The sequence below is a fragment of the Nocardia sp. NPDC050697 genome, from assembly GCF_040654395.1.
Classification (GTDB): Bacteria; Actinomycetota; Actinomycetes; order Mycobacteriales; family Mycobacteriaceae; genus Nocardia.
Genome location: NZ_JBFAHY010000009.1, coordinates 154,113 through 178,169, shown reverse-complemented (window position 1 = coordinate 178,169; position 24,057 = coordinate 154,113). Strand labels below are relative to the sequence as shown.

The window sequence follows — 24,057 nt, the reverse complement described above, 5'->3', positions numbered from 1 at the left end:
GCGTCGGCTCGGAGGCGGCGGCAGCCCCGGCCGGAGCCACCATGTCGGCCGGGCCGGCCGACGTGCCCAGTCGGTTCACGCCGCAGCCGCTCGGAACGCCCGAGCCGGACGGCGAGGCGGTCCCGGTCCCGGTCGGAATCGGCACCGGGCCGGACGCGGTCGGCGCACCCGACGCCGCCGATCTCCCGGCCGGCGCGATCGTGCCCGGCAGCGTGGTGATGACGCCCGGCGCGGGCCGCCCGCTCCCGGTGGAGACCAGGATCGTGATCCCGGCCCCGCGCGGCGACACCCGCGCCCTGGTGAACAGCTGGTGACCGGCGGCGCACGCTGCGCGGGCGAGTGGTCAGCGACTAGATTCGGGGGGCCCGGCCTCGGTGGATCCGGGTGCCACATGGTGGAGGATAGAAACCGACAACGGGTGCGTGACGGTCGCGCACCGCAGCCGCGTCGTGACGTGGCGCGTCAGATGGAGGCGGGATCAATCGATGGCTAATCCGTTCGCGAAGGCCTGGAAGTACCTGATGGCCCTCTTCGACTCCAAGATCGAGGAGCACGCCGACCCCAAGGTCCAGATTCAGCAGGCGATCGAGGAGGCCCAGCGGCAGCACCAGGCGCTCTCGCAGCAGGCCGCGTCGGTGATCGGCAACCAGCGCCAGCTGGAGATGAAGCTGAACCGGCAGCTCGACGAGGTCGAGAAGCTGAACGCCAACGCGCGGCAGGCCGTGCTCCTCGCCGACCAGGCCATCGCCGCGGGCGACACCGAGAAGGGCGTGCAGTACACCAACGCCGCCGAGGCGTTCGCCGCCCAGCTGGTCACCGCCGAGCAGTCGGTGGAGGATCTCAAGGTGCTGCACGACCAGTCGCTGCAGGCGGCCGCGCAGGCCAAGAAGGCGGTCGAGCAGAACGCGATGCTGCTGCAGCAGAAGGTCGCCGAGCGCACCAAGCTGCTCAGCCAGCTGGAGCAGGCCAAGATGCAGGAGCAGGTCTCGGCCTCGCTGCAGCAGATGGACTCCACGCTCTCCGCGCCGGGCAGCACCCCCAGCCTGGACGCGGTGCGGGAGAAGATCGAGCGCCGCTACGCCAACGCGCTCGGCGCCGCCGAGCTGGCCCAGAACTCGGTGCAGGGCCGGATGCTCGAGGTGCAGCAGGCCAGCGTGCAGATGGCCGGGCACAGCAAGCTGGAGCAGATCCGCGCCTCCATGCGCGGCGAGTCGCTGCCCGCGGGCGGCGGCACCCCGGCCGTCGGCCAGGGGCAGCCGCAGCCCAACCCGGCCGTGCAGCAGGCCGACCTGAACAAGGGGCAGACCGCCCAGCAGTGAGTGCGCACCGGCCCGGCCGGTGCGGTGAGAACCGAGAAGGGGAGGCCCGCCCGATGAGCCGCCAGCAGCCCGAGCCCGGCTGGACCCGGCTCGGCCGCGCGAAACCCACCGCCGTGCAGCATGTTCCGGCGCCCACCGCGGCCGCGCTGCGGGACATCGGGGAGAATGCCCTGGTGGCGGTGCGGCGCTGGGCCGATCCGCGGGAACGCGAGCTGCGCAGGCGGCGCCGGGCCCGGCGCACCAGCCTGCGGCTCGGCACCGCGGGCGGGCTCACCACCGTCGGCGCGGTCGGGCTGGTGGTGCTCTCCGCGCCGGTCTGGGCCGTGGTCGTGCTCGGCGGCGGCGCGGTCGCGCTGGTCACCGGCGGCGCGATCAGCGCGCGGCGCTACCTGCGGCTGCGCCAGCTGCCCCTGCCGCAGGCCGCCTACCAGCCGCGCAAACTGCCGCCGCTGCGCTCCGCCGCCCGCACCGCGGCAGGCAGGCTGGACCGGGCCGAGCGGGCACTGCACGCGCTCGTCACCCAGATCGCGCGCACCGGCAGGCTTCCCCTGGACGAGCTCGCCGACCTGCGCGAGACCGCGGCCTCCGGCGCCGCCGCGCTCGCCGCGCTGATCACCGACGTCCAGGCCATGGAGCAGGCCGTCGACGCCATCGGCCAGGCCAACCCCGCGACCGCGGGCTCGCTGCGCGACACCGTCCGCGCCGCCGTCGCCAGGCTGGACGCCGGGGTGGCGGAGTACGAGCAGCTGGTCGCCGCCGCGGGCGGGCTGCTCGCGGTGCCGGAAACCGGTGTGGTGCACTACAACTTCGACGTTATCGTCGCCGACCTCAGGCACGCCGCCGACCGCCTCGACGGCTGGGCACAGGCGCTCACCGAGCTCGCCGACGACGGCCGCGCGCCGCTTCCGCCGCACGGCCGGTAGCACCCGCCCGGAGCCGCCGCGAAAGCACAACGCGCGGTGTCCGTTCGGCGACCGTAGGATGGCGGTGCGGCGACCGGCGACGCGCGGGAACCGCGCAGGTGCCGGGCGCGGAGCGGCAGGGGTGTGTAATGTGCTGTCTCCGAACGGTTCTGGCAGAAGGACAGGGAAACTATGGCGCAGCGGGTGGTCGTGACGACGGTCGACGATTTCGACGGGGAGTCGGCGGCCGACGAGACCATCGTGTTCGGTCTCGACGGAGTCACCTACGAGATCGACCTGTCGTCGGCGAACGCCGAGCGCCTGCGCGCCGAACTCGAGGAGTGGGTGCGGCACGCGCGCCGGGTCGGCGGCCGCCGCAGGCGCGCCGGGGAGCAGGGCGCCGCCGGGCGGGCGGGCGAGGACGCCACCGCCATCCGGCGCTGGGCCAGGGAGAACGGCTTCGACATCTCCTCCCGCGGCCGCGTGCCGGACGAGGTCGTCGCGGCCTACCGGACGGCGCATCCCGCTCGCTCCTGAGCTCGCCGCGCGGCGGGAAGTAGGTATCCTCCAGCGTAGGGAGGAGGTCGTCTCGTGGTGCTGCGCCCTGGCGAGATATTCGCCGGTTACCGTGTGCTGCGCCGGCTGGGGGCCGGTGGGATGGGCGCGGTGTACCTCGCGCAGCATCCGCGGCTGCCGCGGCGGGACGCGCTGAAGGTCCTCGATCCCGGGCTCGGGGCCGATCCGGAGTTCCGGGCCAGGTTCGAACGCGAGGCCGATCTGGCCGCGCGGCTGGAGCACCCGAATGTGGTGGCCGTCTACGACCGAGGCGCCGAGGGCGCGGTGCTCTGGATCGCCATGCGGTACGTGGACGGGGTGGACGCCGCCGAGCTGATCCGGCGCGGGCCCGCCGAGCTGCCGCCCCTGCGCGCCGCGCGGATCGTCGCGGCCGCCGCGCGCGGGCTCGATGCCGCGCACCGGCGCGACCTGCTGCACCGGGACGTCAAACCGGCCAACATCATGGTCGCCGCCGACGACGAGGGGAACGACGTCGTCCGGCTCACCGACTTCGGCATCGCCCGGCCGCTGGACGCACCCACCTCGCTGACCGGTACCGGCTCGGTGCTCGCCACCGTCGCCTACGCCGCGCCGGAGCTGCTCACCGGCGGGCCGGTCGACCGGCGCGCCGACGTGTACTCGCTCGGGTGCACGCTCTTCGAGTTGCTCACCGGAAGCAAGCCGTTCGGCGCGCTGCCGCCCGCGGCCGCCATGGCGGCGCAGCTCTTCGAGCCGCCGCCGCGCGCCTCCGCGCTGAACCCCGCGCTGCCGCCCGCGGTGGACGCGGTGATCGTCAAGGCGATGGCGAAGGAGCCGGGGGAGCGGTTCGGCAGTTGTGGGGCCCTCGCGGAGGCCGCGCTGCTCGTGCTCGGTGCCGAGGGGGCGTCGGACGGCCTCACGGGGACCGGTGGTGTGCCGGCCGCGGGGATGCTCACACCGCCCGGCTACCCGGTGGCGGGGCCGTTCGGCGGTACCGGTTCAGCCAACGCGGGTGGCGCTAGGCGTGTGGCCCCGCCCGGTGTCTCGCAGGAGCATTCCGTGGCGGGAGGTCCGGGTAACTCCGCCGGGAACTCTGTGGCGAAGGGCGAGGTCGGTGCGAGCGGGTATCTCGTGCCAGGAGCGCCGGGTGCGCCCGCCTTCGCGAGTGCGCCGCCCCCTTCGGGTGGCGCACCTGCCCGCCGGCTCCGCTGGCCGGTCCTGGCAGGTGCGCTGGTGGTGCTCGGCGTCGTGGCCGCCACCACGCTTGTGGTCCTGACCCGCCCCGACCTCACCGGCACCGCCGCACCCGCGGCGACCACAACGAACGCGCCGACGACCACCCGTCCGTCGACGACCTCGGCGCCAACGGCGGCGTGGGGCAATGCGGCCTACATCGCCGACGCCTTCCCCGGCCTGGTCCCGGCCGACCCGGCGGGCACCGGCTACCTCGGCATGCGCTGCGCGCTGAACGACGACCGCGGCGCCTGGCTGCACTGCCCGTCCGAGGCGGACGACGGCATCAGCGTCAATATCCGCTGCGACCCGAGCCGCCGCCCGGTCACCTACCGCCGGGAGACGCTCGGCTACGCCGACCCGCACGAGGAGCGCTGGACCAGGCCGAGCGGCACCGGCAGCGTCCGCTACGCCACCGACAGCACGGCCGGCTTCGGCCTGCTCGACATCGCCTTCGACGACCCGGACCGCAGCTTCTGCACGGTCGGCGCCTCCGGCGGCCGCGGCGGCCGGGACGTCTACGACCGCTGGTTCGCCGGCGCCCCGCTCTGAGGAGAGCCGCCCATGACCCTGACCCCGGGCACGGTGTTCGCCGGGCACCGCATCGAACGCACCCTCGGCGCGGGCGGTATGGGCACCGTCTACCTGGCCAGGCACCCCAGGCTGCCGCGCTCGGTGGCGCTCAAGGTGCTCGACCCGGTGGCGGGCGCCGACCCGGAGTTCCGCGCCAGGTTCCGGCGCGAGGCCGAGCTGGCGGTGCAGCTCGACCACCCCAACATCGTGGAGATCTACGACCGCGGCACCGAGGACGAGCTGCTCTGGATGTCCATGCGCTACGTCGCCGGGCCGGACGTCGCCGAGCTCATCCGCGCGGGCGGCGGCAGGCTGGACCCGCGGCGGGCGGTGCAGCTCCTCACCCAGGCCGCCGCCGGGCTGGACTCGGCGCACCGGCGCGGGCTGCTGCACCGCGACGTGAAACCGGCCAACCTGCTGGTCGCCGATGACGACGGGGCGGACCACGTCTTCGTCACCGACTTCGGGATCGCGCGCAGCCGCACCGACGACAGCGGGCTCACCGCGGCGGGGGCGCTGGTCGCCACGCTCGGGTACGTGGCGCCGGAGCAGATCCGGGGTGATCCGCTCGACCATCGCGCCGATATCTACGCGCTCGGCGCCACGCTGTTCCAGATGCTCACCGGCGCGCTGCCGTTCACCCGCAGCACCCCCGCCGCGGTGCTCGGCGCGCACCTCATGGAGCCGCCGCCGCGGCCGTCCGCGGTGGTGCCCGGGCTGCCGGTCGGGTTGGACGCGGTGGTGGCGACCGCCATGGCGAAGGATCGGGAGCAGCGCTTTCCCGACTGCCGCTCCTTCGCCGCCGCCGCGCGCGCCGCCCTCGACGCCGTCGTCTCGCAGGCGGTTTCGCCGCTCGCGGGCACCCGCATCCCCGCCACCCCCGGTGGCCCCACCCTGATCCGCCCGCAACCGGACGAGCCGACCCCCGCCCCGCGCCCGCCCCACCCCGGCAACCCGGGCTGCGCCGCGGGCACGCCGTCGCCCGGCATTCCGGGTACGCCGGCGCCCGGCAATCCGGGCGTGCCCCAATCCGGCGACCCGGGCTCGGTGCCGTCCGCCGGCTCGGGTTTCGTCTCCGCCTCCCCACCGACCGGCTTCCCGCCGCCCACGGTGCCCGGCGGCGCGCACCGGCGGCCGAACTTCCTGTCCACCACCTGGTTCCGCGCCGCCGCGGCGCTCCTGGCGGTGCTCGCGGTGGGCACCGCCGTCACCCTCGCCGCCAATCCCTCGACCGTCACCGGCACCGGCACCCCGGCCGAACCCGTCCGCACGACATCGACCACAGCACCGCCGACGACGCGCCCGGCGAACCCCGCCTGGGGCCGCGACGCCGAACTCGTCGCCCTCTTCCCCGGCCTCCTCCCGCCGGACCCCACCGCCACCGGCTACCGCGGCGCCCGCTGCACCAGCATGAACGTCCTGAACAACGGCGGCGCCCCCGCCCTGGAGTGCACCCAGGACGACGGCGTCGCGTACTCCGTCTGGTCCTACCGCCCGAACGACCCACGCCGGGACAGCGACTTCACCACCAGGATCGAGAACGCCACCACCCGCGAGGAACCGTGGACCCGCCCCTCCGGCACCGGCCGGGTCCGCTGGAGCCACTACCCGGGCGGCAATACCGGCCTGCTCACGGTCGAGTTCGACGACCCGGCCCGCGCCTGGGTCGTCATCGACGCCAACTGGGACTTCCACACCGGCGACGACCTGTACCGGCAGTGGTGGCCCGCGCTCCCGCTCTGATCAGCGGGTCGGCGCCGCCTCGGCGCTCCCGCTCCGGCCCCCGCCCGCGTCGGCGCCGCGCGGCGGCTCCGGCCGCACCGCCTCCCGCACGCCGGGCACGCCGTCCTCCACCACGTAGCTGGCCCTGGTGCTGATCGGCGCACCCTGCCTGCGCACGTACGGCAGCACCCGGAAGTCGGTGCGCCACAGCTCGTGGTCGAGCTCCACCCGGACGTACCCGCGCTGCCCGTTGAAGAACCGGATGTCCGGGTTGGCGTCGAGCATGGTGCGCCCGCGCGGCGTCATGTCCGAACCGTCGCCGCCGCTGGTTATCGAGGTGCCGGTGAACTCGGCCGAGACCACGGGGGAGTCCGGGTCGCCGTGGTCCCGGCGCAGGTCGGCGGCGTGGTTCTCGTGCCGGTCGCCGGTGATCACCACCATGTTCCGGCCGCCGAGCCGGGCGGCGGCGCCGAGCACGGCGGCCCGGTCGGCGAGGTAGCCGTCCCACGGGTCGGTGGCCAGCGCCACCTCCGGACCCGGGTCCATGTCGGTGCGGCTCATCCCGACCTGGTTGCCGAGCACCTGCCAGCGCGCGGGCGAGTTCGCCAGCCCGTCCAGCAGCCACTTCCGCTGCCCCGCGCCGAGTATGGTGCGCTCGGGGTTCGACCGCTCGTCGCAGCCGCGCACCACATTGCCGTCGCCGCAGGCCTGCGCGGTGCGGTACTGCCTGGTGTCGAGCATGGTGAAGTCGGCGAGGTCGCCGAAGCGGTAGCGCCGGTGCAGCAGCATCGACGGCCCCCGCGGCAGCTGCGCGAGCCGCAGTGGCTGGTGCTCGTACATGGCCTGGAAGGCGGCGGCCCGCCGCTTCAGGAAGAGCGGCCGGAGGCCCTGCACGGTGACGCCGAGCCCCGGCGAATCACCGGCCCAGTTGTTGTCGACCTCGTGGTCGTCCATGGTGACCAGCCACGGGAACGCCGCGTGCGCGGCTCGCAGCGGCGCCTCGGCCTTCGCCTGGGCGTAGCGCAGCCGGTAGCCGCGCAGGTCGACGGCCTCGCCCTCGAACTGCGGCTCCCAGACGTCCTGGCCCGCGCGGCCGCGGATCCAGCCCATCTCGTAGATGTAGTCGCCGAGGTGCACCACCAGGTCCAGGTCCTCCCGGCTCAGGTGGTCGTAGGCGGTGAAGTAGCCGGAGGTCCAGGACTGGCAGGAGGCGAAGGCGAAGCGCATGCGGTCCAGCCGCTGCCCCAGCGCGGGCGCGGTGCGGGTGCGGCCGACCGGCGAGATCGCCGATCCGGCGCGGAAGCGGTAGTAGTACCAGCGATCCGGCTCCAGCCCGCTGATCTCCGGGTGCACGCTGTGCCCGAGATCGCGGGTGGCCACCGCCGTGCCGCGCGCGACGACGGCGCGGAACCGCTCGTCGTGCGCCACCTCGTAGTCCACGCTCACCGGGGCCAGCGGGGTGCCCGCCAGGCCGTCGGGGGCGGTGGGGTCGGGGGCGAGCCGGGTCCAGAGCACGAAGCCGTCCGGCGTCGGGTCGCCGGAGGCCACCCCGAGCGAGAACGGGTCGCCGAGCCGGCGCGGCGCGGGGAACCGGGCGCTGCTCGCCGCCGCGGTACCGGCGAGCACCGCCGCCAGGGCGGCGCCGCCGAACCGCGAGAACTGCCGACGCGAGAGGGCCACCCCGTCAGGGTACGTGCGGATACCGCCGGGAACCGGGTCCGTGGACACCCCGAAATCTACCCTGATATCAGCTTTCACCTGCTGTTTCACCGCCGTTCGGCTGCCATGCTCGAAGCAGGACGAACCGAAGGAGAGATGGCAATGGTGTGGAAGATCATCGGAGTGGTGGTGCTGGCGTGGATCGCGGTGGCGATCATCGGGGCGCTGCTGAAGGGGCTGTTCCCGCTCCTGGTGCTGGCCGTGATCATCGGCGGGCTGTATTTGCTGTACAAGGCGGTGACCGAGAACAGCGACAACACCATCAGCAAGCTGTAGCTTCGCGGGTATGCGGCAGCTTCCGGAGGACTGGCGGCGCGGGCTGGTGATCGCGGCCCACCCCGACGACATCGAGTACGGGGCGGCGGCCGCGGTCGCCCGCTGGACCGGCCAGGGCAAGGACCTGCGGTACCTGCTGGTCACCAGCGGCGAGGCCGGGATGGCCGGGGTGCCGCCCGCCGAGGCGGGGCCGCTGCGCGAGCGTGAGGAGCGGGCCGCGGCCGCCGAGGTCGGGGTGCGCGAGGTGGAGTTCCTCGGCTATCCGGACGGCCGGATCGAGGAGGGCCTCGCGCTCCGCCGCGACCTGGCCGCCGCCATCCGCCGGCACCGCCCCGAGCTGGTGGTGCTCATGCACTTCGGCCCGGTCTGGGCGCCCGGCTACCCGAACAGCGCCGACCACCGGGCCACCGGCCGGGCGGCGCTGGACGCCATCGCCGACGCGGGCAACGAGTGGATCTTCCCCGAGCTGGCCGAGCTGCCGCCGTGGAGCGCGCGCTGGGCCGCCGTCTTCGAACCCGGCGGCGACCACGCCGTCGACGTCACCGAGGTCATCCCGCTGGCCCACGCCTCGCTCGCCGCGCACCGGCGCTACCTGGAGGTACTCGCCCCGGAGCGGCCGGTGGAGGAGCAGGTCGCGGAGATCGTCGAGATGGGTACCGGGCCGCGCGCCGGCTTCCCGGCCGCGCGGGCGGTCGGCTTCACGCTCTATCACTTCCGCGACTGACCGGTGTGGCAGGGTGGGCGGATGCGCGTAGCCGTCGTGGCCGGACCCGACCCAGGACATGCCTTCCCCGCGCTGGCCCTGTGCGCGCGCCTCCGCGCCGCCGGGGACGAACCGGTGCTCTTCACCGGCGCGCGCTGGTTCGACACCGCGCTGGCCGCCGGGATCGAGGTGCGCCGGCTCGAGGGGCTGGCGCCGCGCGCCACGGACGACGACGCCGACGCAGGCAGCCGGATCCACGAGCGCGCCGCGCACATCTCCACCGAGAACCTGCCCGAGCTCGGCGCGCTCCGCCCCGACCTGATCGTCTCCGACGTGCTCACCGCCGGTGGCGGGATGGCCGCCGAGCGGCTCGGCGTGCCCTGGGCCGAGCTCTCGCCGCACCCGCTCTACCTGCCCTCGAGGGGGTTGCCGCCGATCGGCAGCGGCCTCGCCCCCGGTACCGGGGTGCGCGGCCGGGCCAGGGACACCGTGCTGCGCGCGCTCACCGCCCGCGACATCAAGGCAGGCCACCGGCAGCGCGCCGCCGCCCGCGTCGGGGTCGGGCTGCCCGGCGCCGACCCCGGCCCCGCCGCCCGGCTGATCGCCACCCTGCCCGCGCTGGAGGTGCCGCGCCCGGACTGGCCGGAGCACACGCACCTGGTCGGGCCGCTGCTCTGGGAGCCGACCGACGCCGTGCTGGAGCCGCCGCCCGGCGCCGAGCCGCTGGTCGTGGTGGCGCCGTCGACCGCGCACACCGGGGTCGCCGGCATGGTGGAGACCGTGGTCGAGGCGCTGGACGGCGCCGGGGTGCGGGTCGCCGTCTCCATGCTCGACACCCCGCCGCCCGGGCTCCCGGCCTGGGTGCGCGCCGGGCTGGGCAGGCAGGACGTGCTGCTCCGGCAAGCCGCCGTCGTGGTCGGTGGCGGCGGGCACGGGCTGCTGGCCAAGAGCCTGCTCGCCGGGGTCCCGGTGGTCACCGTGCCCGGCGGCGGCGACCAGTGGGAGCTGGCCAACCGCGCGGCCAGGCAGGGCGGCTCGCTGCTGATCCGGCCGCTCACCGCCGCCGCCGTGCGCACCGCGGTGCTGCGGGTGCTGGAGCAGCCCGGCTACACCGCCGCCGCCGCGGCCGCCGCGGCGGGGATCGCCGAGGTCGCCGACCCGGTCGAGGTGTGTCATCGGGTGCTGCGACGGGCCGCGGTGCGCTGAGCCGCGGCCCCGGTCGCCGGGCGGGCCCGGTATCTTCGGCACGGTGCGGTTGACCGAATTCTCCGAACTCCTGCACACCGAATTCGGTGTGGCCAGGGGCGACACACTGCTCGCCGACCACGTCATCCTCGCGCTCGGCGGGCGGACCGGGGCGCAGGCCATCGAGGCGGGGGTCGATCCCCGCGAGGTCTGGCGCGCGCTCTGCGCCGAGTTCGACGTGCCCCGGGTGCGGTGGTGAACCCCCGTCGGCGGGGCGGCTTGACTCGAACACCTGTTCGTCTAGGCTGAGCGCCAGAACTTGTCGGTGCCGCGCTCTAGTGTGGGCGCCAACCACGAGGAAGCGCTCCTTCTCCCTCCGAGCCGGAGCGCCCACACATCAGCTTCCCGAGTGAAGGGGATCGACATGGCACCACAGGCTTACGACCGCGACAAGGCGCTGGAGCTCGCGCTCGCCCAGGTCGAGAAGAGCTTCGGCAAGGGCGCGGTCATGCGGCTCGGCGAGGAGGCGCGGCAGCCCATCTCGGTGATCCCGACCGGCTCCATCGCGCTCGACGTCGCGCTCGGCATCGGCGGGCTGCCCCGCGGCCGGGTCATCGAGGTCTACGGCCCGGAGTCGTCGGGTAAGACCACGGTCGCGCTGCACGCGGTGGCCAATGCCCAGGCCGCCGGCGGCGTGGCCGCGTTCATCGACGCGGAGCACGCGCTGGATCCGGAGTACGCCAAGAAGCTCGGCGTCGACACCGACGCGCTGCTGGTCTCCCAGCCGGACACCGGCGAGCAGGCGCTGGAGATCGCCGACATGCTGGTGCGCTCCGGCGCCATCGACATCATCGTCATCGACTCGGTGGCCGCCCTGGTCCCGCGCGCCGAGATCGAGGGCGAGATGGGCGACAGCCACGTCGGGCTGCAGGCCCGGCTGATGAGCCAGGCGCTGCGCAAGATGACCGGCGCGCTCAACAACTCCGGCACCACCGCCATCTTCATCAACCAGCTGCGCGAGAAGATCGGCGTCATGTTCGGCTCGCCGGAGACCACCACCGGCGGCAAGGCGCTCAAGTTCTACGCCTCGGTCCGGCTCGACGTGCGCCGCATCGAGACGCTCAAGGACGGCAGCGACGCGGTGGGCAACCGCACCCGCGTCAAGGTCGTGAAGAACAAGGTCTCGCCGCCGTTCAAGCAGGCCGAGTTCGACATCCTCTACGGCCAGGGCATCTCCAAGGAGGGCTCGCTCATCGACATGGGCGTCGAGCACGGCTTCATCCGCAAGTCCGGCTCCTGGTACACCTACGAGGGCGACCAGCTGGGCCAGGGCAAGGAGAACGCCAGGAAGTTCCTGCTGGAGAACATCGACGTGCGCGACGAGATCGAGAAGAAGATCAAGGAGAAGCTCGGCATCGGCGCCGACGTGACGGCGGCCGAGGGCGCCGAGGTGCCCGCCGATTTCTGAGCCCGTTCGCGACCGCCGCGCCGGGCCCGATCCGGTGGACGAGGTCCGGCGGCGGTTGCGGGAACTGGAGAACAGCTCCGGGGGGAACGATCTTCCGCCGGACGGCCGCGGTGGTGCCGGCCGTCGGCGGGCGGGTCCGGTGGCGGCCGGGCCCGGGCGGGAGGAACCCGCGCCGTCCGGCTCCGGCCGCGCGGCGCAGGGGGGTGACCCGCAGGGTGGGACGGTCGAGCAGGCGAAGGAAGCCTGTCTTCGCCTGCTCGCCGTCCGCGCACGCAGCCGCGCCGAGCTGGTGCAGCGGCTCTCCGTCAAGGGATTCGACGCCGAGGTGACGGCGGCCGCGGTCGACCGGCTCGCCGAGGTCGGGCTGGTCGACGATGCCGCCTTCGCCGAGCAGTGGGTGCAGTCCAGGCACACCTTCTCAGGGAAGGGGCGGGCGGCGCTCGCCCAGGAGCTGCGGCGCAAGGGGGTCGCGCCGGAGACGGCGGCGGCCGCGCTCGACGGAATCAGCGGGGACGACGAGCAGGAGCGGGCGGCCGAGCTGGTGCGGCGGAAGTTGCGGAGCCTGCCCGCGAGTGTGGATCGGGATACGGCGCTTCGGCGGTTGTCCGGGATGCTCGCTCGCCGCGGTTATCCGGCGTCGGTTGCCTTTCCGGTGGTTCGCGCCGAGCTCGATGCCGCCGGGTACAGCGGAGGTGCCGAGCCTGTCGATACCTGACCTGGGCCGGGTCGGGGGTGTGCCCGTCGGCGTGTCGGCCACCGACCGAGCGCGCGCCTGACCGAGGAGGGGCGTACAGCGCGGGGCCAGGGGCTCGAAGCGCACCGATCGGGGCCGAGCCGGTCTAGTGCCGCACTCGTTCCGGCGTCACCAGGGCGTGCAGATGCATGTCGTGCCAGCCGTCGGCGTGCAACCCGGCCTCGCGCTGCGTGCTCTCCAGGGGGAAACCGGACTTCGCCGCGGTGCGGCAGGAGGCGGCGTTGCGTACCGAGTGGGTGAGTTCCAGGCGATGGAAGCCGACGGCGAACGCCCACGACACGGCTGCCCGGACCCCGCGCGGGGCGAGACCGCGGCCGCGGGCGGCGGGGAGGGTCCAGTAGGCGACGGCCGCATTGCCGGAGCGGAAGTCGAAGCCGGTGAGCGAGACCCGGCCGGTGACCGCGCCGTCGGTGACGGCGGCCCAGTTGGCGGCGGTGCGGGCGGGCCAGGTGGCGCGCCAGTCGCGGATCCACCCCTCGGTCTCCGCCACCGAATCGGCGCGGCGGCGATGCCACCGCATGATCGCGGGGTCGGTGAACGCGGCGTACACCGCGGCCGCATCGGCCGTGGTCCACGGCCGCAGTGTGAGGTCGGCGTCGCGCAGGGTGGGCTGCGGGCCGTCGAACAGGGTCAGCTCGACCGGGGACGAATCCAGAAGGGGCACAGCACGATTCTGCGCAAAGGCGCTTCCGGACGCCACCTGCCCCGGGCCGGTGGCCGCCGCCCGGCCACGGCGGCCGAGCGTCACTTCTTGGCGATATCCACGCCCGGTGCGGCATCGGTGACCACCGAGTCCGCGGCGAGCACCGCGGTGCCCTTGCGCTTGCGCGTGCGCAACCGCCGCTCCACCCGGGTCGCGACGAAGGTGAGCAGGCTGTTCAGCAGGATCATGACCAGCGCCACCACCATGAGCGCGGGAATGGTGTTGCTCTCCGCCGAACCGAGCTGCTGCCCGGAGCGCACGATCTCGACGTAGGTGATCTGGTAGCCGAGCGCGGAGTCCTTGAGCGCCACCACCATCTGCGAGATCAGCGCGGGCAGCATGGCGGTGATCGCCTGCGGCAGCAGGATCAGCCGCATGAGCTGGTTCTTGCGCAGCCCGAGCGCCACCGCCGCCTCGGTCTGCCCGCGGGGCAGCGAGCGGATCCCGGCCCGCACGATCTCCGCGATCACCGACCCGTTGTAGATGGTGAGCGCGGTGACCACCGCGGCGAGCGCCAGATCCTCCGACTTGAACAGGTCGTACTCGGCGAAGACGGCGAACAGGAAGATCATCAGGATCAGCACCGGGATGGCCCGCGACAGCTCCACCACCACGCTGGCGAACCAGCGCACCGGCCGGTGCTCGGAGAGCCGCAGGATGCCGAAGATCATGCCGAGCACCAGCGCCAGCACGATGGAGAGCAGCGCCGCGACGATGGTGCCGCGCAGGCCGGGCAGCAGGTAGGTCTCCCACACCGAGGCTTCCAGGAACGGCGTCCACTTGTCCGCCGCGAACTGGCCCTTGTCCGCGAAGGCGGAGATCGCCACCCACAGCCCGGCGGCCACCAGCACCACCACGAGCGCCGTGTAGAGGTGGTTGCGCAGCCGGGCCTTCGGGCCGGGCGCGTCGAAGAGGACCGAAGACGCGCCGCTCATCGGGCCACCTCGAATCGCTTGGCCAGCCAGCCGAAGAAGAGGCCGGTGGGCAGGGTCAGGATCACGAAGCCGAGCGCGAAGATCGCGCCGATCGCCAGCAGGTCGGCCTCGGTCTCGTTCATGGTCGCCATCAGCGCGGCCGCCTCGGCGACGCCGATCGCGGAGGCGATGGTGGAGTTCTTGGTGAGCGCGATCAGCACGCTGCCCAGCGGCGCGACCACCGCGCGGAAGGCCTGCGGCAGCACGATCAGCCGCAGGTTCTGCGCGAAGCCGAGCCCGAGCGAGCGCCCCGCCTCGGACTGCCCGAGCGGCACCGTGTTGATGCCGGAGCGCAGCGACTCGCAGACGAAGGCGGCGGTGTACACGCTCAGCCCGACGATGGCCCAGCGGAAGTTGATGGCGTTCAGCGTCTGGCCGCCGAGCGTGAGCCCCATGGTGGAGTACAGCCCGAGCGAGCAGAAGACGATGATCAGCGTGAGCGGGGTATTGCGGATCAGCGTCACGTAGGCGGTGCCGACGCCGCGCGCGATCGGCACCGGCGAGACCCGCAGCCCGGCCACGATCGTGCCGAGCACCAGCGCGCCGACGGAGGAAAGCACGGTCAGCTGGATGGTCACCCAGAAGGCGTCCAGTATCTGGTCGTCGTACCGCGAGATCAGATCGAACACGAGCGCGCGTCCCTTGCGATCGAGGGTGGACGGGGAAAGACCGGCGAGGGCGGCCCGGCAGTCCGGGCCGCCCTCGCCGAGCGGGTCAGTAGCGGTTCACCGTGGGCGGCGCCGGGATCTGGTACCCGGTGGCGCCGAAGGTCTGGTTCAGCGCGGCGGCCCAGGAGCCGTCGGCGATCATCGCCTCGATGGCGTCGTTCACCGCGTCGCGGGTCTCCTGATCGCCCTTCTTCAACCCGATGCCGTAGTTCTCCGTGGTGAACGGCTTGCCGACCACCTTGAGCTGGCCCGGCGACTGCGCCGCGAAGCCGGCCAGGATGATGTCGTCGGTGGTCACCGCGTCCACCGAGCCGCTGCGCAGCGCCTCGACGCAGAGCGAGTAGGTGTCGTACTCCTGCAGCTGCACGTCGTTGGCGTACTTGTCCTTGACGTTCTGCGCCGGGGTCGAGCCCTTGACCGAGCAGAGCTTCTTGCCGCCGGTCAGCGACTCCGGCCCGGTGATGGTGGTGTTGTCCGCCTTGACCAGCAGCGACTGCCCGGCCACGAAGTACGGCCCGGCGAAGTCGACCTTCTCCTTGCGCTTGTCGTTGATCGAGTAGGTGGCGACGACCAGGTCGACCTGCCCGTTCTCGATCAGCGTCTCGCGCTGGGCGGAGGGGGCCTCCTTGAAGGTGATCTGATCCGGCTGCACGCCGAGCTTGCCCGCCACGTACTTGGCGACCTCGACGTCGAACCCGCTGTAGGAGCCGTCCTTGTTGCGCAGCCCCAGGCCGGGCTGGTCGAACTTGATGCCGATGGTGAGCTTGCCGTCCTTGGCATTCTCGGTGGCGGACTTGTCGGAGCCGCCCCCACAGGCGGCCGTGCTCGCCACGGCCAGCGCCAGAGCGACCGCACCGATCCCGGCGCGCAACGCGCGGTTGATCCTCATCGAGTTCCTTCTCTCTTTCCTAGTGGCTCAGGATCTTGCCCAGGAAGTCCTTGGCCCGGTCCGATTTCGGGGCGGTGAAGAACGCCTCGGGCTCCGCGTCCTCGACGACCTGGCCGTCCGCCATGAAGAGCACCCGGTCGCCCGCGCGCCGGGCGAAGCCCATCTCGTGGGTCACCACGAGCATGGTCATCCCCTCCTTGGCCAGCGAGACCATCACCTCGAGCACCTCGTTGACCATCTCCGGGTCCAGCGCGGAGGTGGGCTCGTCGAACAGCATGACCTTGGGGTTCATCGCGAGAGCGCGGGCGATGGCGACGCGCTGCTGCTGGCCGCCGGAGAGCTGCGCGGGGTACTTCTCCGCCTGGTCGGCGATGCCGACCCGCTCCAGCAGCGCCAGCGCCTGCTTGCGCGCCTCGTCCTTCTTCAGCTTGCGCACCTTCTGCGGCGCCAGCATGACGTTCTCGATGATGGTCTTGTGCGCGAACAGGTTGAACGACTGGAAGACCATGCCGACATCGGCGCGCAGCGCGGCCAGCGCCCTGCCCTCGGCGGGCAGCGGGACGCCGTCCACCGCGATCTCGCCGGAGTCGATCGGCTCCAGCCGGTTGATGGTGCGGCAGAGCGTGGACTTGCCGGAGCCCGACGGCCCGAGCACGATCACCACCTGCCCGCGCGGCACCTCCAGGTTGATGTCGCGGAGCACATGCAGCGCGCCGAAGTGCTTGTCCACCTTGCGCATCGCGATCATCGGCGGAGCGCCCGCCGGCGCAGCGGCGGGGGTGTCCCCGGTGGCCCCGGGTGCGGCGGCGTCGTCGGTCATGGTCACTGACCTTAAAGGGAAAACCGGGTTTTGCCCCGCTTTCCGGGACACACCGCCGCGCCGCGCCGATTCGACATACCGCCGTAACCTGGCGGTACCCTCGTCTGCCCACCCCTGGTGGCCCCCGTAGGCTGGGCGCGTGGATTCGATGGGACGGACGGCGGTGCTCCCGGCCGCGGAGGCCGGCGCCGGCCGCAGCTACGAGGTGCGCACCTTCGGCTGCCAGATGAACGTGCACGACTCCGAGCGGCTCTCCGGGTTGCTCGAGGAGGCCGGGTACGTCCGGGCGGTGCCGGGGGCGCAGCCCGATCTGGTGGTCTTCAACACCTGCGCGGTGCGCGAGAACGCGGACAACAAGCTCTACGGCACGCTCGGGCACCTCGCGCCGGTGAAGGCGGACCGGCCCGGCATGCAGATCGCGGTCGGCGGCTGCCTGGCGCAGAAGGACCGGGACGCCGTGGTGCGCCGGGCGCCCTGGGTGGACGTGGTCTTCGGCACGCACAACATCGGCTCGCTGCCGGTGCTGCTGGAGCGCGCCAGGCACAATGCCGAGGCCCAGGTGGAGATCCTGGACTCGCTGGAGGCGTTCCCGTCCACGCTGCCCGCCAAGCGCGAGTCGGCCTACGCCGGCTGGGTCTCCATCTCGGTCGGCTGCAACAACACCTGCACCTTCTGCATCGTCCCCGCGCTGCGCGGCAAGGAGGTGGACCGGCGCCCCGGCGATGTGCTCGCCGAGGTGCAGGCGCTGGTCGACCAGGGCGTGCTGGAGGTGACGCTGCTCGGGCAGAATGTCAATGCCTACGGCGCCTCGTTCGCCGATCCCACCGAGCCGCGCGACCGCGGCGCGTTCGCCAAGCTGTTGCGCGCCTGCGGCGGCATCGAGGGTCTGGAGCGGGTACGTTTCACCTCGCCGCACCCGGCGGAGTTCACCGACGACGTCATCGAGGCGATGGCGGCCACCCCGAATATCTGTCCGCAACTGCACATGCCGCTGCAGTCCGGCTCGGACCGGGTGCTCAAGGCCATGCGCCGCTCCTACCGGCAGGCGCGCTACCTCGGCATCATCGACAAGGTGCGGGCCGCCATGCCGCACGCCGCGATCACCACCGACATCATCGTCGGCTTCCCCGGCGAGACCGAGGAGGATTTCGAGCAGACCCTCGAGGTCGTCCGGCGGGCCCGGTTCACCAGCGCGTACACCTTCCAGTACTCCAAGCGGCCCGGCACTCCCGCCGCCGAGCTGCCGGAGCAGCTGCCCAAGGCCGTGGTGCAGGCGCGGTACGAGCGGCTGATCGCGCTGCAGGAGGAGATCTCGCTGGCCGGGAATCGGGAGCTGGTCGGCGCCGAGGTGGAGCTGCTGGTCGCCGACGGCGCGGGAAAGAAGAACGCCGCCACCGCCAGGATGAGCGGCCGGGCCAGGGACGGCAGGCTGGTGCACTTCCGCCCCGAGTTCGACGGCATCCGCCCGGGCGACCTGGTGACCGTCACGGTGACGGGCGCCGCGCCGCACCACCTGATCGCCGACTCGCCGATCATCGACCACCGCCGGACCAGGGCGGGGGACGCGCACGAGCGCGGGATCACCCCGAAGACCGCGCCCATCGGGATCGGGCTCGGGCTGCCGAGCATCGGCGCGCCCGCGGCGGCGCCGCCGGTGAGCAGCGGCTGCGCCACCGGGTGCGGCACGTGACCGGTCCGGCCGATCCCGGCGACGAGCCGGGCCGAGAAGGAGACGACGTGAACCCCGTCGAGAACCTGGAACAGATGCGCGCCGAGATCGACGCCGTGGAGCGGCGGGTCGCGGGGGAGATCGACCCGGGGGCCCGTGCGCTGGTGGTGGCGGTCGCGGTGTTCGCGCTGCTGATCTCGCTGGTGCTCGCGCACGCCGGGGCGGCGCGCGGCTTCGACGTGCTGCTCGGCACCGACGCGGCGCGGATCGAGCACATCGGGCTGCCCTCCCGGGTCTTCGTCTGGTTCGTGACGGTCTTCGGGATCGGCTTCTCGCTGCTGGCGCTGATGACCAGGCGCTGGGCGCTGGCCTGGGTCGCGCTCGCCGGGTCGGCGGTCGCCAGCGTCTTCGGCGTCTTCGCCATCTGGCACCGGCAGACGCCCGGGCTGAACAACTACATCGGCGCGGGGCCCGGGATCGGGCTCATCCTCGGCACCATCGCCGCCGTCGTGCTCACCTTCCACTGGGTGAAGGTGGTCTGGAGCCGGACCGCCGTGCACCTCGCCGCCGAGGAGCAGCGGCGCGCCGTCGCCGCCGCCGCGGAGGAGGAAGAGCGCCGCAAGCGCTTCGGCGAGAGCTGAGGAGCTCCGCCCGCGGCGTGCGCCCGACCCCGGTCAGAGGTTGCTGACGGCGCCTTCGGCCGCGTCGGCCCACTCGCGCCACTGCTTGGCCTGCTCGAGCGCGCGCTCGGCATCGCGGTGCTTCCCCGCGGCCTGCGCCTTGGCGGCCTGCTCCTCGAACTGCTGCACCCGCTCGCGGAACTGCGCGGCCCGGGCGACCGCCTCCGGATCGCTGCGCCGCCACTGGACGTCGGCCGCCTCGCGCACCTTCTTCTCGATGGCGCGCAGCTTGCCCTCCAGGTCCTGCATGCGCTCGCGCGGCACCTTGCCCAGCGCGTCCCACTTCTCCTGCAGGTCGCGCAGGGCGGCGCGGGCGGCCTCGAGGTCGGTGCCCGGGTCGATGTGCGCGTGCGTGCGGAGCAGCTCCTCCTTGGCGGCGGCGTTCTCCTCGAACTCCGCGTCCCGCTCGGAGGCGGCGGAGTTGCGGGCCGCGAAGAAGACGTCCTGCGCGCTCTTGAACCGGCGCCACAGCGCCTCGTCGGCTTCGCGCGGCGCCCGGCCGGCGGCTTTCCACTCGGTCAGCAGGTCACGGAAGACGGCGGCGGTGCCGACCCAGTCGGTGGAGCCGGAGAGCGCCTCGGCCTGCACGCACAGCTCCTCCTTGCGGGTCTTGGCGGTGGCGCGCTCGCGATCCAGCTCGGCGAAGTGCGCGCCGCGGCGGCGGTTGAAGGATTCCCGCGCCTTGGAGTAGCGGCGCCACAGCGCGTCGTCCACCTTGCGGTCGACGCCGCGGATGGTCTTCCACTCGTCCAGGATCTCGCGCAGCCGATCGCCCGCGGCCTTCCACTGGGTGGACTCGGCGGCGATCTTCTCCGCCTCGGCGGCCAGCGCCTCCTTGCGCTCGGTGTGCTCGTGGCGGGCCCGCTCCTTCTCCTCGCGGGCGTGCGCGGCGGCTTCCTCGGAGTGCTCGGCGATGGCGGCGAGCCGGGCGGCGAGGCCGTCGATATCGCCGATGACGGCGGCGTTCGGCAGCGATTCGGCCAGCGCGACGGCGGCGGCCCTGGTCTTGCGGGCGTCGGCGCCCGCCGCGAGCCTGGCCTCCAGCAACGCGACCTCGGTGGCCAGGTCGTCGAAGCGGCGGCCGAAGTGCGCCAGCCCCTCGGTGGCGTCACCGGCCTGCCAGGAGCCGATCTGCCGTTCGCCGTCGGCGGTCTTCACCCAGGCGGTGCCGTCCTCGTCGACGCGGCCCCACTTGCTCGGGTCGCTGACCGTCGGGACGACGACGGGGTGCGGATGCTGCTGGGCGGCGGGGCCGGGAGCGGGCTTGACGGCGTGCGGCTTGGGACGGGTGCCCGCACCGCCGGGCTTGGGCACACCGGACGGGCGCGGTACCTGCGCGGGGCGGCTGGCGTCGGCGGTTCCGTTGGTGTCGGTCATTGCTCCTCGTCCCTGCCGCGCGTCACGGCTGCCTGATTACGCCCTGGCTCACCCCATTCAACCCGGTGCGAGCCCTCGAGACCATTCGATCCACGCCCCCGCGAAGGGGACCACCAGGTCGCCCGACCCGTGGTGACCTGGGTTGTCGCTCCCCGAACACTATCAATCCCCTGCCGTTTTGCGGCAGAGACACTCGAACCCGCGGCACCCCCCGGGCAACCGGCGGCTACCGTTGTCGGGTGTTCTCTGTCGCGGCCCTGATGCCCGCGCCACCCGTCCTCGTTCCCGAGTTGTGCGGTGGTGCGGCGGAATCCGGCGTGCCCGATCCGGCTCGGGCCGTCGAGCAACTTCCCGGTGGCGCTACCGGCGACGCCCGCGGGATCGGCGCCGGGCTGCGCGGCGCCGGGGCCGGCGATCCCCGGACGGCGCTGCGCGCGGCGGTGCTCGGGGTGCTGGCCGAGCTGGCGGCGGAGGCAGCCACCTGGACGGTGCTCGGCACCGGGCAGGGGCAGTACGGTCCGGACACAACGGGCACCTTCCTCGGATACGGCGTCGACGTCCGGGTGGCGCTCGGCCCGGATGCCGCGGGCGAGCCCGACCCCGGGCTGGCGCTGCCGGTGCTGATCGCGGGCTGGGCGAGGGGCGCGGTCGCCCCCGGGGTGAACGTCGAGGTCCGGCTGTTGCCCGAGGAGACCTCGGCGCGCGACGCGGCGGCCTTCGGCGCCCGGCTGCGCGCCGAACTCGACGCCGCGCCGGAGCCGCGCGGGGTCCTGGTGGTCGCCGACGGGGCCGCCACCCTCACCACCGCGGCCCCCGGCTACCTGGACGACCGCGCCCCCGCCGTGCAGCAGCGGCTGGACACCGCGCTGGCGACCGGCGACCGCGCGGCGCTGCTCGATCTCGACGAGGAGCTGAGCGCGCGGCTGGTGCTCCGCGGCCGCGCCCCCTACCAGGCGCTGGCCGGGCTCTTCGCCCGCGACGACGGGGTGGCGGCGGAGACCCGCTACCAGGACGCGCCGTTCGGGGTCGGGTACCACGCCGGGCTGTGGCGGCCCGCGTGAGCACACCGGTGGCGGTGATCGGCCCCACCGCCACCGGGAAGTCCGAGCTCGGGCTGGTCCTGGCCGAGCGGCTGGGCGGCGAGATCGTGAACATCGACGCCATGCAGCTGTATCGGGGGATGGACATCGGGACGGCCAAGCTGCCGCCCGCCGAGCGCCGCGGCATCCCGCACCACCAGCTCGACGTCCTCGAGGTCACCGCGACCGCCACGGTCGCCGCCTACCAGGCCGCGGCCGCCGCCGATATCGAGGCGATCCGGGCGCGCGGGCGCACCCCGGTGATCGTGGGCGGCTCCATGATGTACGTGCAGGCGCTGCTCGACCAGTGGCAGTTCCCGGCCACCGACCCGGCGGTGCGGGCCAGGTGGGAGCGGGTCCTGGCGGAGCAGGGGCCGGCCGCGGTGCACGCGGCGCTGCGCGCGGCCGACCCGGTGGCGGCCGGCACGATCCTGCCCACCGACGGCAGGCGCATGGTGCGCGCGCTGGAGGTGGTCGAGCTGACCGGGCGCCCGTTCGCTGCGTCGGCGCCGGTGATCGGCGCCCCGCGCTGGAACACGCTGCTGCTCGGGGTGGACCGGGCGACCGCCGAGCTGGACGCCAGGATCGAGCGGCGCACCGCGCACATGTTCGCGGCGGGGCTGGTGGACGAGGTGCGCGGGCTGCTCGGGCGCGGGCTGCGGGACGGGGTGACGGCGCGCAGGGCCATCGGATACGCACAAGTCCTCGCCCACCTCGACGACGAATACGACCTGAACCACGCGGTCGAGCGCACGCTGATCGGTACCAGGCGGTACGTGCGCAGGCAGCGCTCGTGGTTCCGCCGCGACCCCCGGGTGCACTGGCTGGACGGCGCCGACCCGGCGCTGGCCGAGGCCGCGCTCGCCGCGGTGGCCGCGCACGCGGCGGGCGAACCGGCAGGCACGGGAAAGGAACCTTCAGCGCAGTGAGCCGATCAGCGCGGCCGCGCACGGCCTCGGTCCAGGCGTGGCAGGGGTACCTGACGAATCGCGGCAAGCGGCTGCGCGACGGGCGCTTCCTGGTGCACGGCGTGCGGCCGATCACCCGCGCGCTGGCCTGCGACTGGCCGCTGGAGACGCTGGTCTACCGGCTCGGCGGGCCGGAGCTCTCCGGCTGGGCGCGCGAGGTGCTCGACACCAGCGGGGTGCCCCGCGTCGGGCTGGTGCCCGAGCTCATGGCCGAACTCGGCGACGGCGTGCCCGAGCTGGTCGCGGTCGCGGTCGCGCGCCCCGGCGAGCTGGACGCCTTCGCGCCGGGTGTGCCCGGCGGGGCGCCGCCGACGGTGCTGGTCGCCGACCGCCCCGACTCCCCGGAGGTGCTCGGCGCGCTCATCCGCACCGCCGACGCCTTCGGCGCGGCCGGGGTGGTGATCACCGGCCCCGGCGCCGACCACCACGACCCGCGCACCGTGCGCGCCTCCACCGGCTCGCTCTTCGCCGTCCCGGTCTTCCGCGCCGGCGGCGCCGCCCAGGTCCTCGCCTTCGCCGAGCGCCAGCGCCGGCGCGGCATCCCCACCCGCGTCGTGCTCCCCGGCGCACCCGGAACACCCGTCGACGAGTACCCGTTCGACCAGGCGACCGTCATAGTCGTCGGCGACGACCGCGGCACCTGGCCCGACACCGACCCCCTCACCATCCCCGGCGCCGCCGACACCCTCGGCGCCGCCGCCACCGCCACGATCACCCTGTACGAAATAGCCAGACAGCACCACGACGACTACGGTCCCTACAACAAGCCATAACCACCATGGCCACCCCCCCCGGGTTCGCGGCCCGTCCCGCGATCGGGCGTCCGAAGCAATGCGGCAAAGCCGCGAGTCTCGGACGCCCGATCGCGGGACCCCGAAGGGCCGCGAACCCCGTCCGCGCCAGCGGACAAACAAACACAGGAGCTTGAAGGTTGGACGCGGTCGAGTTCAGCAAGGGGCACGGCACCGAGAACGATTTCGTCGTGCTTCCGGATCCGGAGGCGGCGCTCGACCTGAGCGCGTCCAAGGTCGCCGCGCTGTGCGATCGCCGCGCGGGCATCGGGGCCGACGGGGTGTTGCGGGTCGCCAAGGCCGGGAAACTGCTGGACGCGGGCGTGCTGGCGGCACTGCCCGAGGGCGTGGCGAGCGACGACTGGTTCATGGACTACCGCAATGCGGACGGCTCGATCGCGGAGATGTGCGGCAACGGGGTGCGGGTGTTCGCGCACTACCTGGCCGCGGCGGGCTGGGAGCCGCGCACCGACTACGTGGTGGGCAGCAGGGCGGGCGGCAAGCCGGTGACCGTGCACCGCGGGGATCCGGTCGACGGCGAGGTCACCGTGGCGATGGGGCCGGTCCGCGAGCTGGGCCCGTCCACCGCCTCGCTGGCGGGCTGGGCCTACCCCGGCATCGGCATCGACGTCGGCAACCCGCACCTGGCCTGCGTCGCCGCCGACCTCTCCGGCGACGACCTGGCCAAACTCGACCTCACCGTGCCCCCCGGCTACGACCCCGACCTCTTCCCGCAGGGCGTGAACATCGAGTTCGTCACCCCGCTCCCGGCCGACGCCGAACCCGCCGTCGACATGCGGGTCTACGAGCGCGGCGTCGGCGAGACCCGCTCCTGCGGCACCGGCACCGTCGCGGCCGCCGCCGCGGTGCTGCACCGGGAGGGGTTCCGGATCGCCGAGGACGCGGGCGAGGTCCGGGTGCGGGTGCCCGGCGGCGCCGTCTCGGTCCGGCTCGCCGGCGGGCAGGCGTGGCTGCGCGGCCCGTCGGTGCTGCTCGCGCACGGCCGGCTCGCGGGCGAGTGGTGGCTCGCGCACTGACCCGCCCGGCGAAT

At 73.7% G+C, this 24,057-nt stretch carries 24 protein-coding genes; 17 read left to right on the top strand and 7 right to left on the bottom strand.

Translation table 11 applies throughout. The features are described 5' to 3' along the window. The first annotated feature begins 485 nt into the window (after positions 1 to 485). The 5 genes from AB0H71_RS27890 to AB0H71_RS27870 all read left to right on the top strand — a co-directional run bounded on the left by AB0H71_RS27890 (position 486) and on the right by AB0H71_RS27870 (position 6,304). Complete coding sequence (locus tag AB0H71_RS27890; RefSeq protein ID WP_357026670.1) at positions 486 to 1,319, top strand: PspA/IM30 family protein; 834 nt, start codon at positions 486 to 488, stop codon at positions 1,317 to 1,319. A gap of 53 nt (positions 1,320 to 1,372) precedes the next feature. Continuing rightward, positions 1,373 to 2,242 (top strand): hypothetical protein, encoded by an 870-nt coding sequence (locus AB0H71_RS27885; RefSeq protein ID WP_357026668.1) that lies wholly within the window; start codon positions 1,373 to 1,375, stop codon positions 2,240 to 2,242. A 171-nt stretch (positions 2,243 to 2,413) separates the two neighbouring features. Continuing rightward, positions 2,414 to 2,758 (top strand): Lsr2 family protein, encoded by a 345-nt coding sequence (locus AB0H71_RS27880; RefSeq protein WP_357026666.1) that lies wholly within the window; start codon positions 2,414 to 2,416, stop codon positions 2,756 to 2,758. Positions 2,759 to 2,812: 54 nt separating this feature from the next. Beyond that, on the top strand, positions 2,813 to 4,540 hold the full coding sequence (locus tag AB0H71_RS27875) for a serine/threonine-protein kinase (RefSeq protein ID WP_357026664.1): 1,728 nt from the start codon (positions 2,813 to 2,815) through the stop codon (positions 4,538 to 4,540). Positions 4,541 to 4,552: 12 nt separating this feature from the next. Further along, on the top strand, positions 4,553 to 6,304 hold the full coding sequence (locus AB0H71_RS27870) for a protein kinase (protein ID WP_357026662.1): 1,752 nt from the start codon (positions 4,553 to 4,555) through the stop codon (positions 6,302 to 6,304). Here AB0H71_RS27870 and AB0H71_RS27865 read toward each other — a convergent pair whose 3' ends face one another. After that, positions 6,305 to 7,963, bottom strand: a complete 1,659-nt coding sequence (locus tag AB0H71_RS27865) for an alkaline phosphatase D family protein (RefSeq protein ID WP_357026660.1) — start codon at positions 7,961 to 7,963, stop codon at positions 6,305 to 6,307. Positions 7,964 to 8,098: 135 nt separating this feature from the next. Here AB0H71_RS27865 and AB0H71_RS27860 point away from each other — a divergent pair, with 135 nt between their 5' ends. The 6 genes from AB0H71_RS27860 (at position 8,099) to recX (ending at position 12,349) form a co-directional block, all read left to right on the top strand. Further along, on the top strand, positions 8,099 to 8,278 hold the full coding sequence (locus AB0H71_RS27860) for a hypothetical protein (protein WP_357026658.1): 180 nt from the start codon (positions 8,099 to 8,101) through the stop codon (positions 8,276 to 8,278). 10 nt (positions 8,279 to 8,288) lie between these two features. Further along, complete coding sequence (locus tag AB0H71_RS27855) at positions 8,289 to 9,002, top strand: PIG-L deacetylase family protein (protein WP_357026655.1); 714 nt, start codon at positions 8,289 to 8,291, stop codon at positions 9,000 to 9,002. A 21-nt stretch (positions 9,003 to 9,023) separates the two neighbouring features. Beyond that, on the top strand, positions 9,024 to 10,187 hold the full coding sequence (locus tag AB0H71_RS27850) for a nucleotide disphospho-sugar-binding domain-containing protein (RefSeq protein WP_357026653.1): 1,164 nt from the start codon (positions 9,024 to 9,026) through the stop codon (positions 10,185 to 10,187). A 43-nt stretch (positions 10,188 to 10,230) separates the two neighbouring features. After that, on the top strand, positions 10,231 to 10,425 hold the full coding sequence (locus AB0H71_RS27845) for a DUF3046 domain-containing protein (RefSeq protein ID WP_067656752.1): 195 nt from the start codon (positions 10,231 to 10,233) through the stop codon (positions 10,423 to 10,425). A 165-nt stretch (positions 10,426 to 10,590) separates the two neighbouring features. Next, positions 10,591 to 11,634, top strand: a complete 1,044-nt coding sequence (gene recA / locus AB0H71_RS27840) for a recombinase RecA (protein WP_357026651.1) — start codon at positions 10,591 to 10,593, stop codon at positions 11,632 to 11,634. Between the two features lie 139 nt (positions 11,635 to 11,773). Further along, complete coding sequence (gene recX / locus AB0H71_RS27835) at positions 11,774 to 12,349, top strand: recombination regulator RecX (protein ID WP_357026650.1); 576 nt, start codon at positions 11,774 to 11,776, stop codon at positions 12,347 to 12,349. Between the two features lie 124 nt (positions 12,350 to 12,473). On the opposite strand, the gene AB0H71_RS27830 is transcribed toward recX, so the two are convergent. The 5 genes from AB0H71_RS27830 to AB0H71_RS27810 form a co-directional block, all read right to left on the bottom strand. Beyond that, on the bottom strand, positions 12,474 to 13,052 hold the full coding sequence (locus tag AB0H71_RS27830) for a GNAT family N-acetyltransferase (protein ID WP_357026648.1): 579 nt from the start codon (positions 13,050 to 13,052) through the stop codon (positions 12,474 to 12,476). 80 nt (positions 13,053 to 13,132) lie between these two features. Continuing rightward, positions 13,133 to 14,026 (bottom strand): amino acid ABC transporter permease, encoded by an 894-nt coding sequence (locus AB0H71_RS27825; protein ID WP_357026646.1) that lies wholly within the window; start codon positions 14,024 to 14,026, stop codon positions 13,133 to 13,135. Further along, positions 14,023 to 14,694, bottom strand: a complete 672-nt coding sequence (locus tag AB0H71_RS27820; protein ID WP_357026644.1) for an amino acid ABC transporter permease — start codon at positions 14,692 to 14,694, stop codon at positions 14,023 to 14,025. The genes AB0H71_RS27825 and AB0H71_RS27820 overlap by 4 nt, the downstream gene beginning before the upstream one ends. Before the next feature lie 85 nt (positions 14,695 to 14,779). Next, complete coding sequence (locus AB0H71_RS27815; protein ID WP_357026642.1) at positions 14,780 to 15,622, bottom strand: glutamate ABC transporter substrate-binding protein; 843 nt, start codon at positions 15,620 to 15,622, stop codon at positions 14,780 to 14,782. A gap of 19 nt (positions 15,623 to 15,641) precedes the next feature. Then, on the bottom strand, positions 15,642 to 16,370 hold the full coding sequence (locus AB0H71_RS27810) for an amino acid ABC transporter ATP-binding protein (RefSeq protein WP_357026924.1): 729 nt from the start codon (positions 16,368 to 16,370) through the stop codon (positions 15,642 to 15,644). Between the two features lie 220 nt (positions 16,371 to 16,590). Between AB0H71_RS27810 and miaB the strand changes: the two genes are divergently transcribed. Together miaB and AB0H71_RS27800 are read left to right on the top strand one after the other, a co-directional pair. Beyond that, positions 16,591 to 18,132 (top strand): tRNA (N6-isopentenyl adenosine(37)-C2)-methylthiotransferase MiaB, encoded by a 1,542-nt coding sequence (gene miaB / locus AB0H71_RS27805; RefSeq protein ID WP_357026922.1) that lies wholly within the window; start codon positions 16,591 to 16,593, stop codon positions 18,130 to 18,132. A gap of 74 nt (positions 18,133 to 18,206) precedes the next feature. Beyond that, positions 18,207 to 18,752 (top strand): hypothetical protein, encoded by a 546-nt coding sequence (locus tag AB0H71_RS27800; RefSeq protein ID WP_357026920.1) that lies wholly within the window; start codon positions 18,207 to 18,209, stop codon positions 18,750 to 18,752. Between the two features lie 33 nt (positions 18,753 to 18,785). On the opposite strand, the gene AB0H71_RS27795 is transcribed toward AB0H71_RS27800, so the two are convergent. Further along, positions 18,786 to 20,168, bottom strand: a complete 1,383-nt coding sequence (locus AB0H71_RS27795) for a DUF349 domain-containing protein (protein ID WP_357026640.1) — start codon at positions 20,166 to 20,168, stop codon at positions 18,786 to 18,788. 317 nt (positions 20,169 to 20,485) lie between these two features. Here AB0H71_RS27795 and AB0H71_RS27790 point away from each other — a divergent pair, with 317 nt between their 5' ends. The 4 genes from AB0H71_RS27790 (at position 20,486) to dapF (ending at position 24,043) form a co-directional block, all read left to right on the top strand. Then, the gene (locus AB0H71_RS27790; RefSeq protein ID WP_357026637.1) at positions 20,486 to 21,229 is read left to right on the top strand and encodes a hypothetical protein; all 744 of its coding nucleotides are present in this window, start codon (positions 20,486 to 20,488) and stop codon (positions 21,227 to 21,229) included. Further along, positions 21,226 to 22,176, top strand: coding sequence for a tRNA (adenosine(37)-N6)-dimethylallyltransferase MiaA (gene miaA / locus AB0H71_RS27785; protein WP_357026635.1), 951 nt, complete (start codon positions 21,226 to 21,228; stop codon positions 22,174 to 22,176). The genes AB0H71_RS27790 and miaA overlap by 4 nt, the downstream gene beginning before the upstream one ends. Then, positions 22,173 to 22,988, top strand: coding sequence for a TrmH family RNA methyltransferase (locus tag AB0H71_RS27780; RefSeq protein WP_357026634.1), 816 nt, complete (start codon positions 22,173 to 22,175; stop codon positions 22,986 to 22,988). The genes miaA and AB0H71_RS27780 overlap by 4 nt, the downstream gene beginning before the upstream one ends. 158 nt (positions 22,989 to 23,146) lie before the next feature. Continuing rightward, entirely contained in the window at positions 23,147 to 24,043 is an 897-nt protein-coding gene (gene dapF / locus AB0H71_RS27775; RefSeq protein ID WP_357026632.1) for a diaminopimelate epimerase, read from the top strand. Positions 24,044 to 24,057: the final 14 nt, after the last annotated feature.

What these genes read in the sequence shown, in the direction of transcription:
- AB0H71_RS27890 (WP_357026670.1), top strand. Translation starts at nt 486, where the DNA reads ATGGCTAATCCGTTCGCGAAGGCCTGGAAGTACCTGATGGCCCTCTTC.
- AB0H71_RS27885 (WP_357026668.1), top strand. Translation starts at nt 1,373, where the DNA reads ATGAGCCGCCAGCAGCCCGAGCCCGGCTGGACCCGGCTCGGCCGCGCG.
- AB0H71_RS27880 (WP_357026666.1), top strand. Translation starts at nt 2,414, where the DNA reads ATGGCGCAGCGGGTGGTCGTGACGACGGTCGACGATTTCGACGGGGAG.
- AB0H71_RS27870 (WP_357026662.1), top strand. Translation starts at nt 4,553, where the DNA reads ATGACCCTGACCCCGGGCACGGTGTTCGCCGGGCACCGCATCGAACGC.
- AB0H71_RS27860 (WP_357026658.1), top strand. Translation starts at nt 8,099, where the DNA reads ATGGCAATGGTGTGGAAGATCATCGGAGTGGTGGTGCTGGCGTGGATC.
- AB0H71_RS27855 (WP_357026655.1), top strand. Translation starts at nt 8,289, where the DNA reads ATGCGGCAGCTTCCGGAGGACTGGCGGCGCGGGCTGGTGATCGCGGCC.
- AB0H71_RS27850 (WP_357026653.1), top strand. Translation starts at nt 9,024, where the DNA reads ATGCGCGTAGCCGTCGTGGCCGGACCCGACCCAGGACATGCCTTCCCC.
- recA (WP_357026651.1), top strand. Translation starts at nt 10,591, where the DNA reads ATGGCACCACAGGCTTACGACCGCGACAAGGCGCTGGAGCTCGCGCTC.
- AB0H71_RS27825 (WP_357026646.1), bottom strand. Translation starts at nt 14,026, where the DNA reads ATGAGCGGCGCGTCTTCGGTCCTCTTCGACGCGCCCGGCCCGAAGGCC.
- AB0H71_RS27815 (WP_357026642.1), bottom strand. Translation starts at nt 15,622, where the DNA reads ATGAGGATCAACCGCGCGTTGCGCGCCGGGATCGGTGCGGTCGCTCTG.
- AB0H71_RS27810 (WP_357026924.1), bottom strand. Translation starts at nt 16,370, where the DNA reads ATGATCGCGATGCGCAAGGTGGACAAGCACTTCGGCGCGCTGCATGTG.
- miaB (WP_357026922.1), top strand. Translation starts at nt 16,591, where the DNA reads ATGGGACGGACGGCGGTGCTCCCGGCCGCGGAGGCCGGCGCCGGCCGC.
- AB0H71_RS27800 (WP_357026920.1), top strand. Translation starts at nt 18,207, where the DNA reads ATGCGCGCCGAGATCGACGCCGTGGAGCGGCGGGTCGCGGGGGAGATC.
- AB0H71_RS27795 (WP_357026640.1), bottom strand. Translation starts at nt 20,168, where the DNA reads ATGACCGACACCAACGGAACCGCCGACGCCAGCCGCCCCGCGCAGGTA.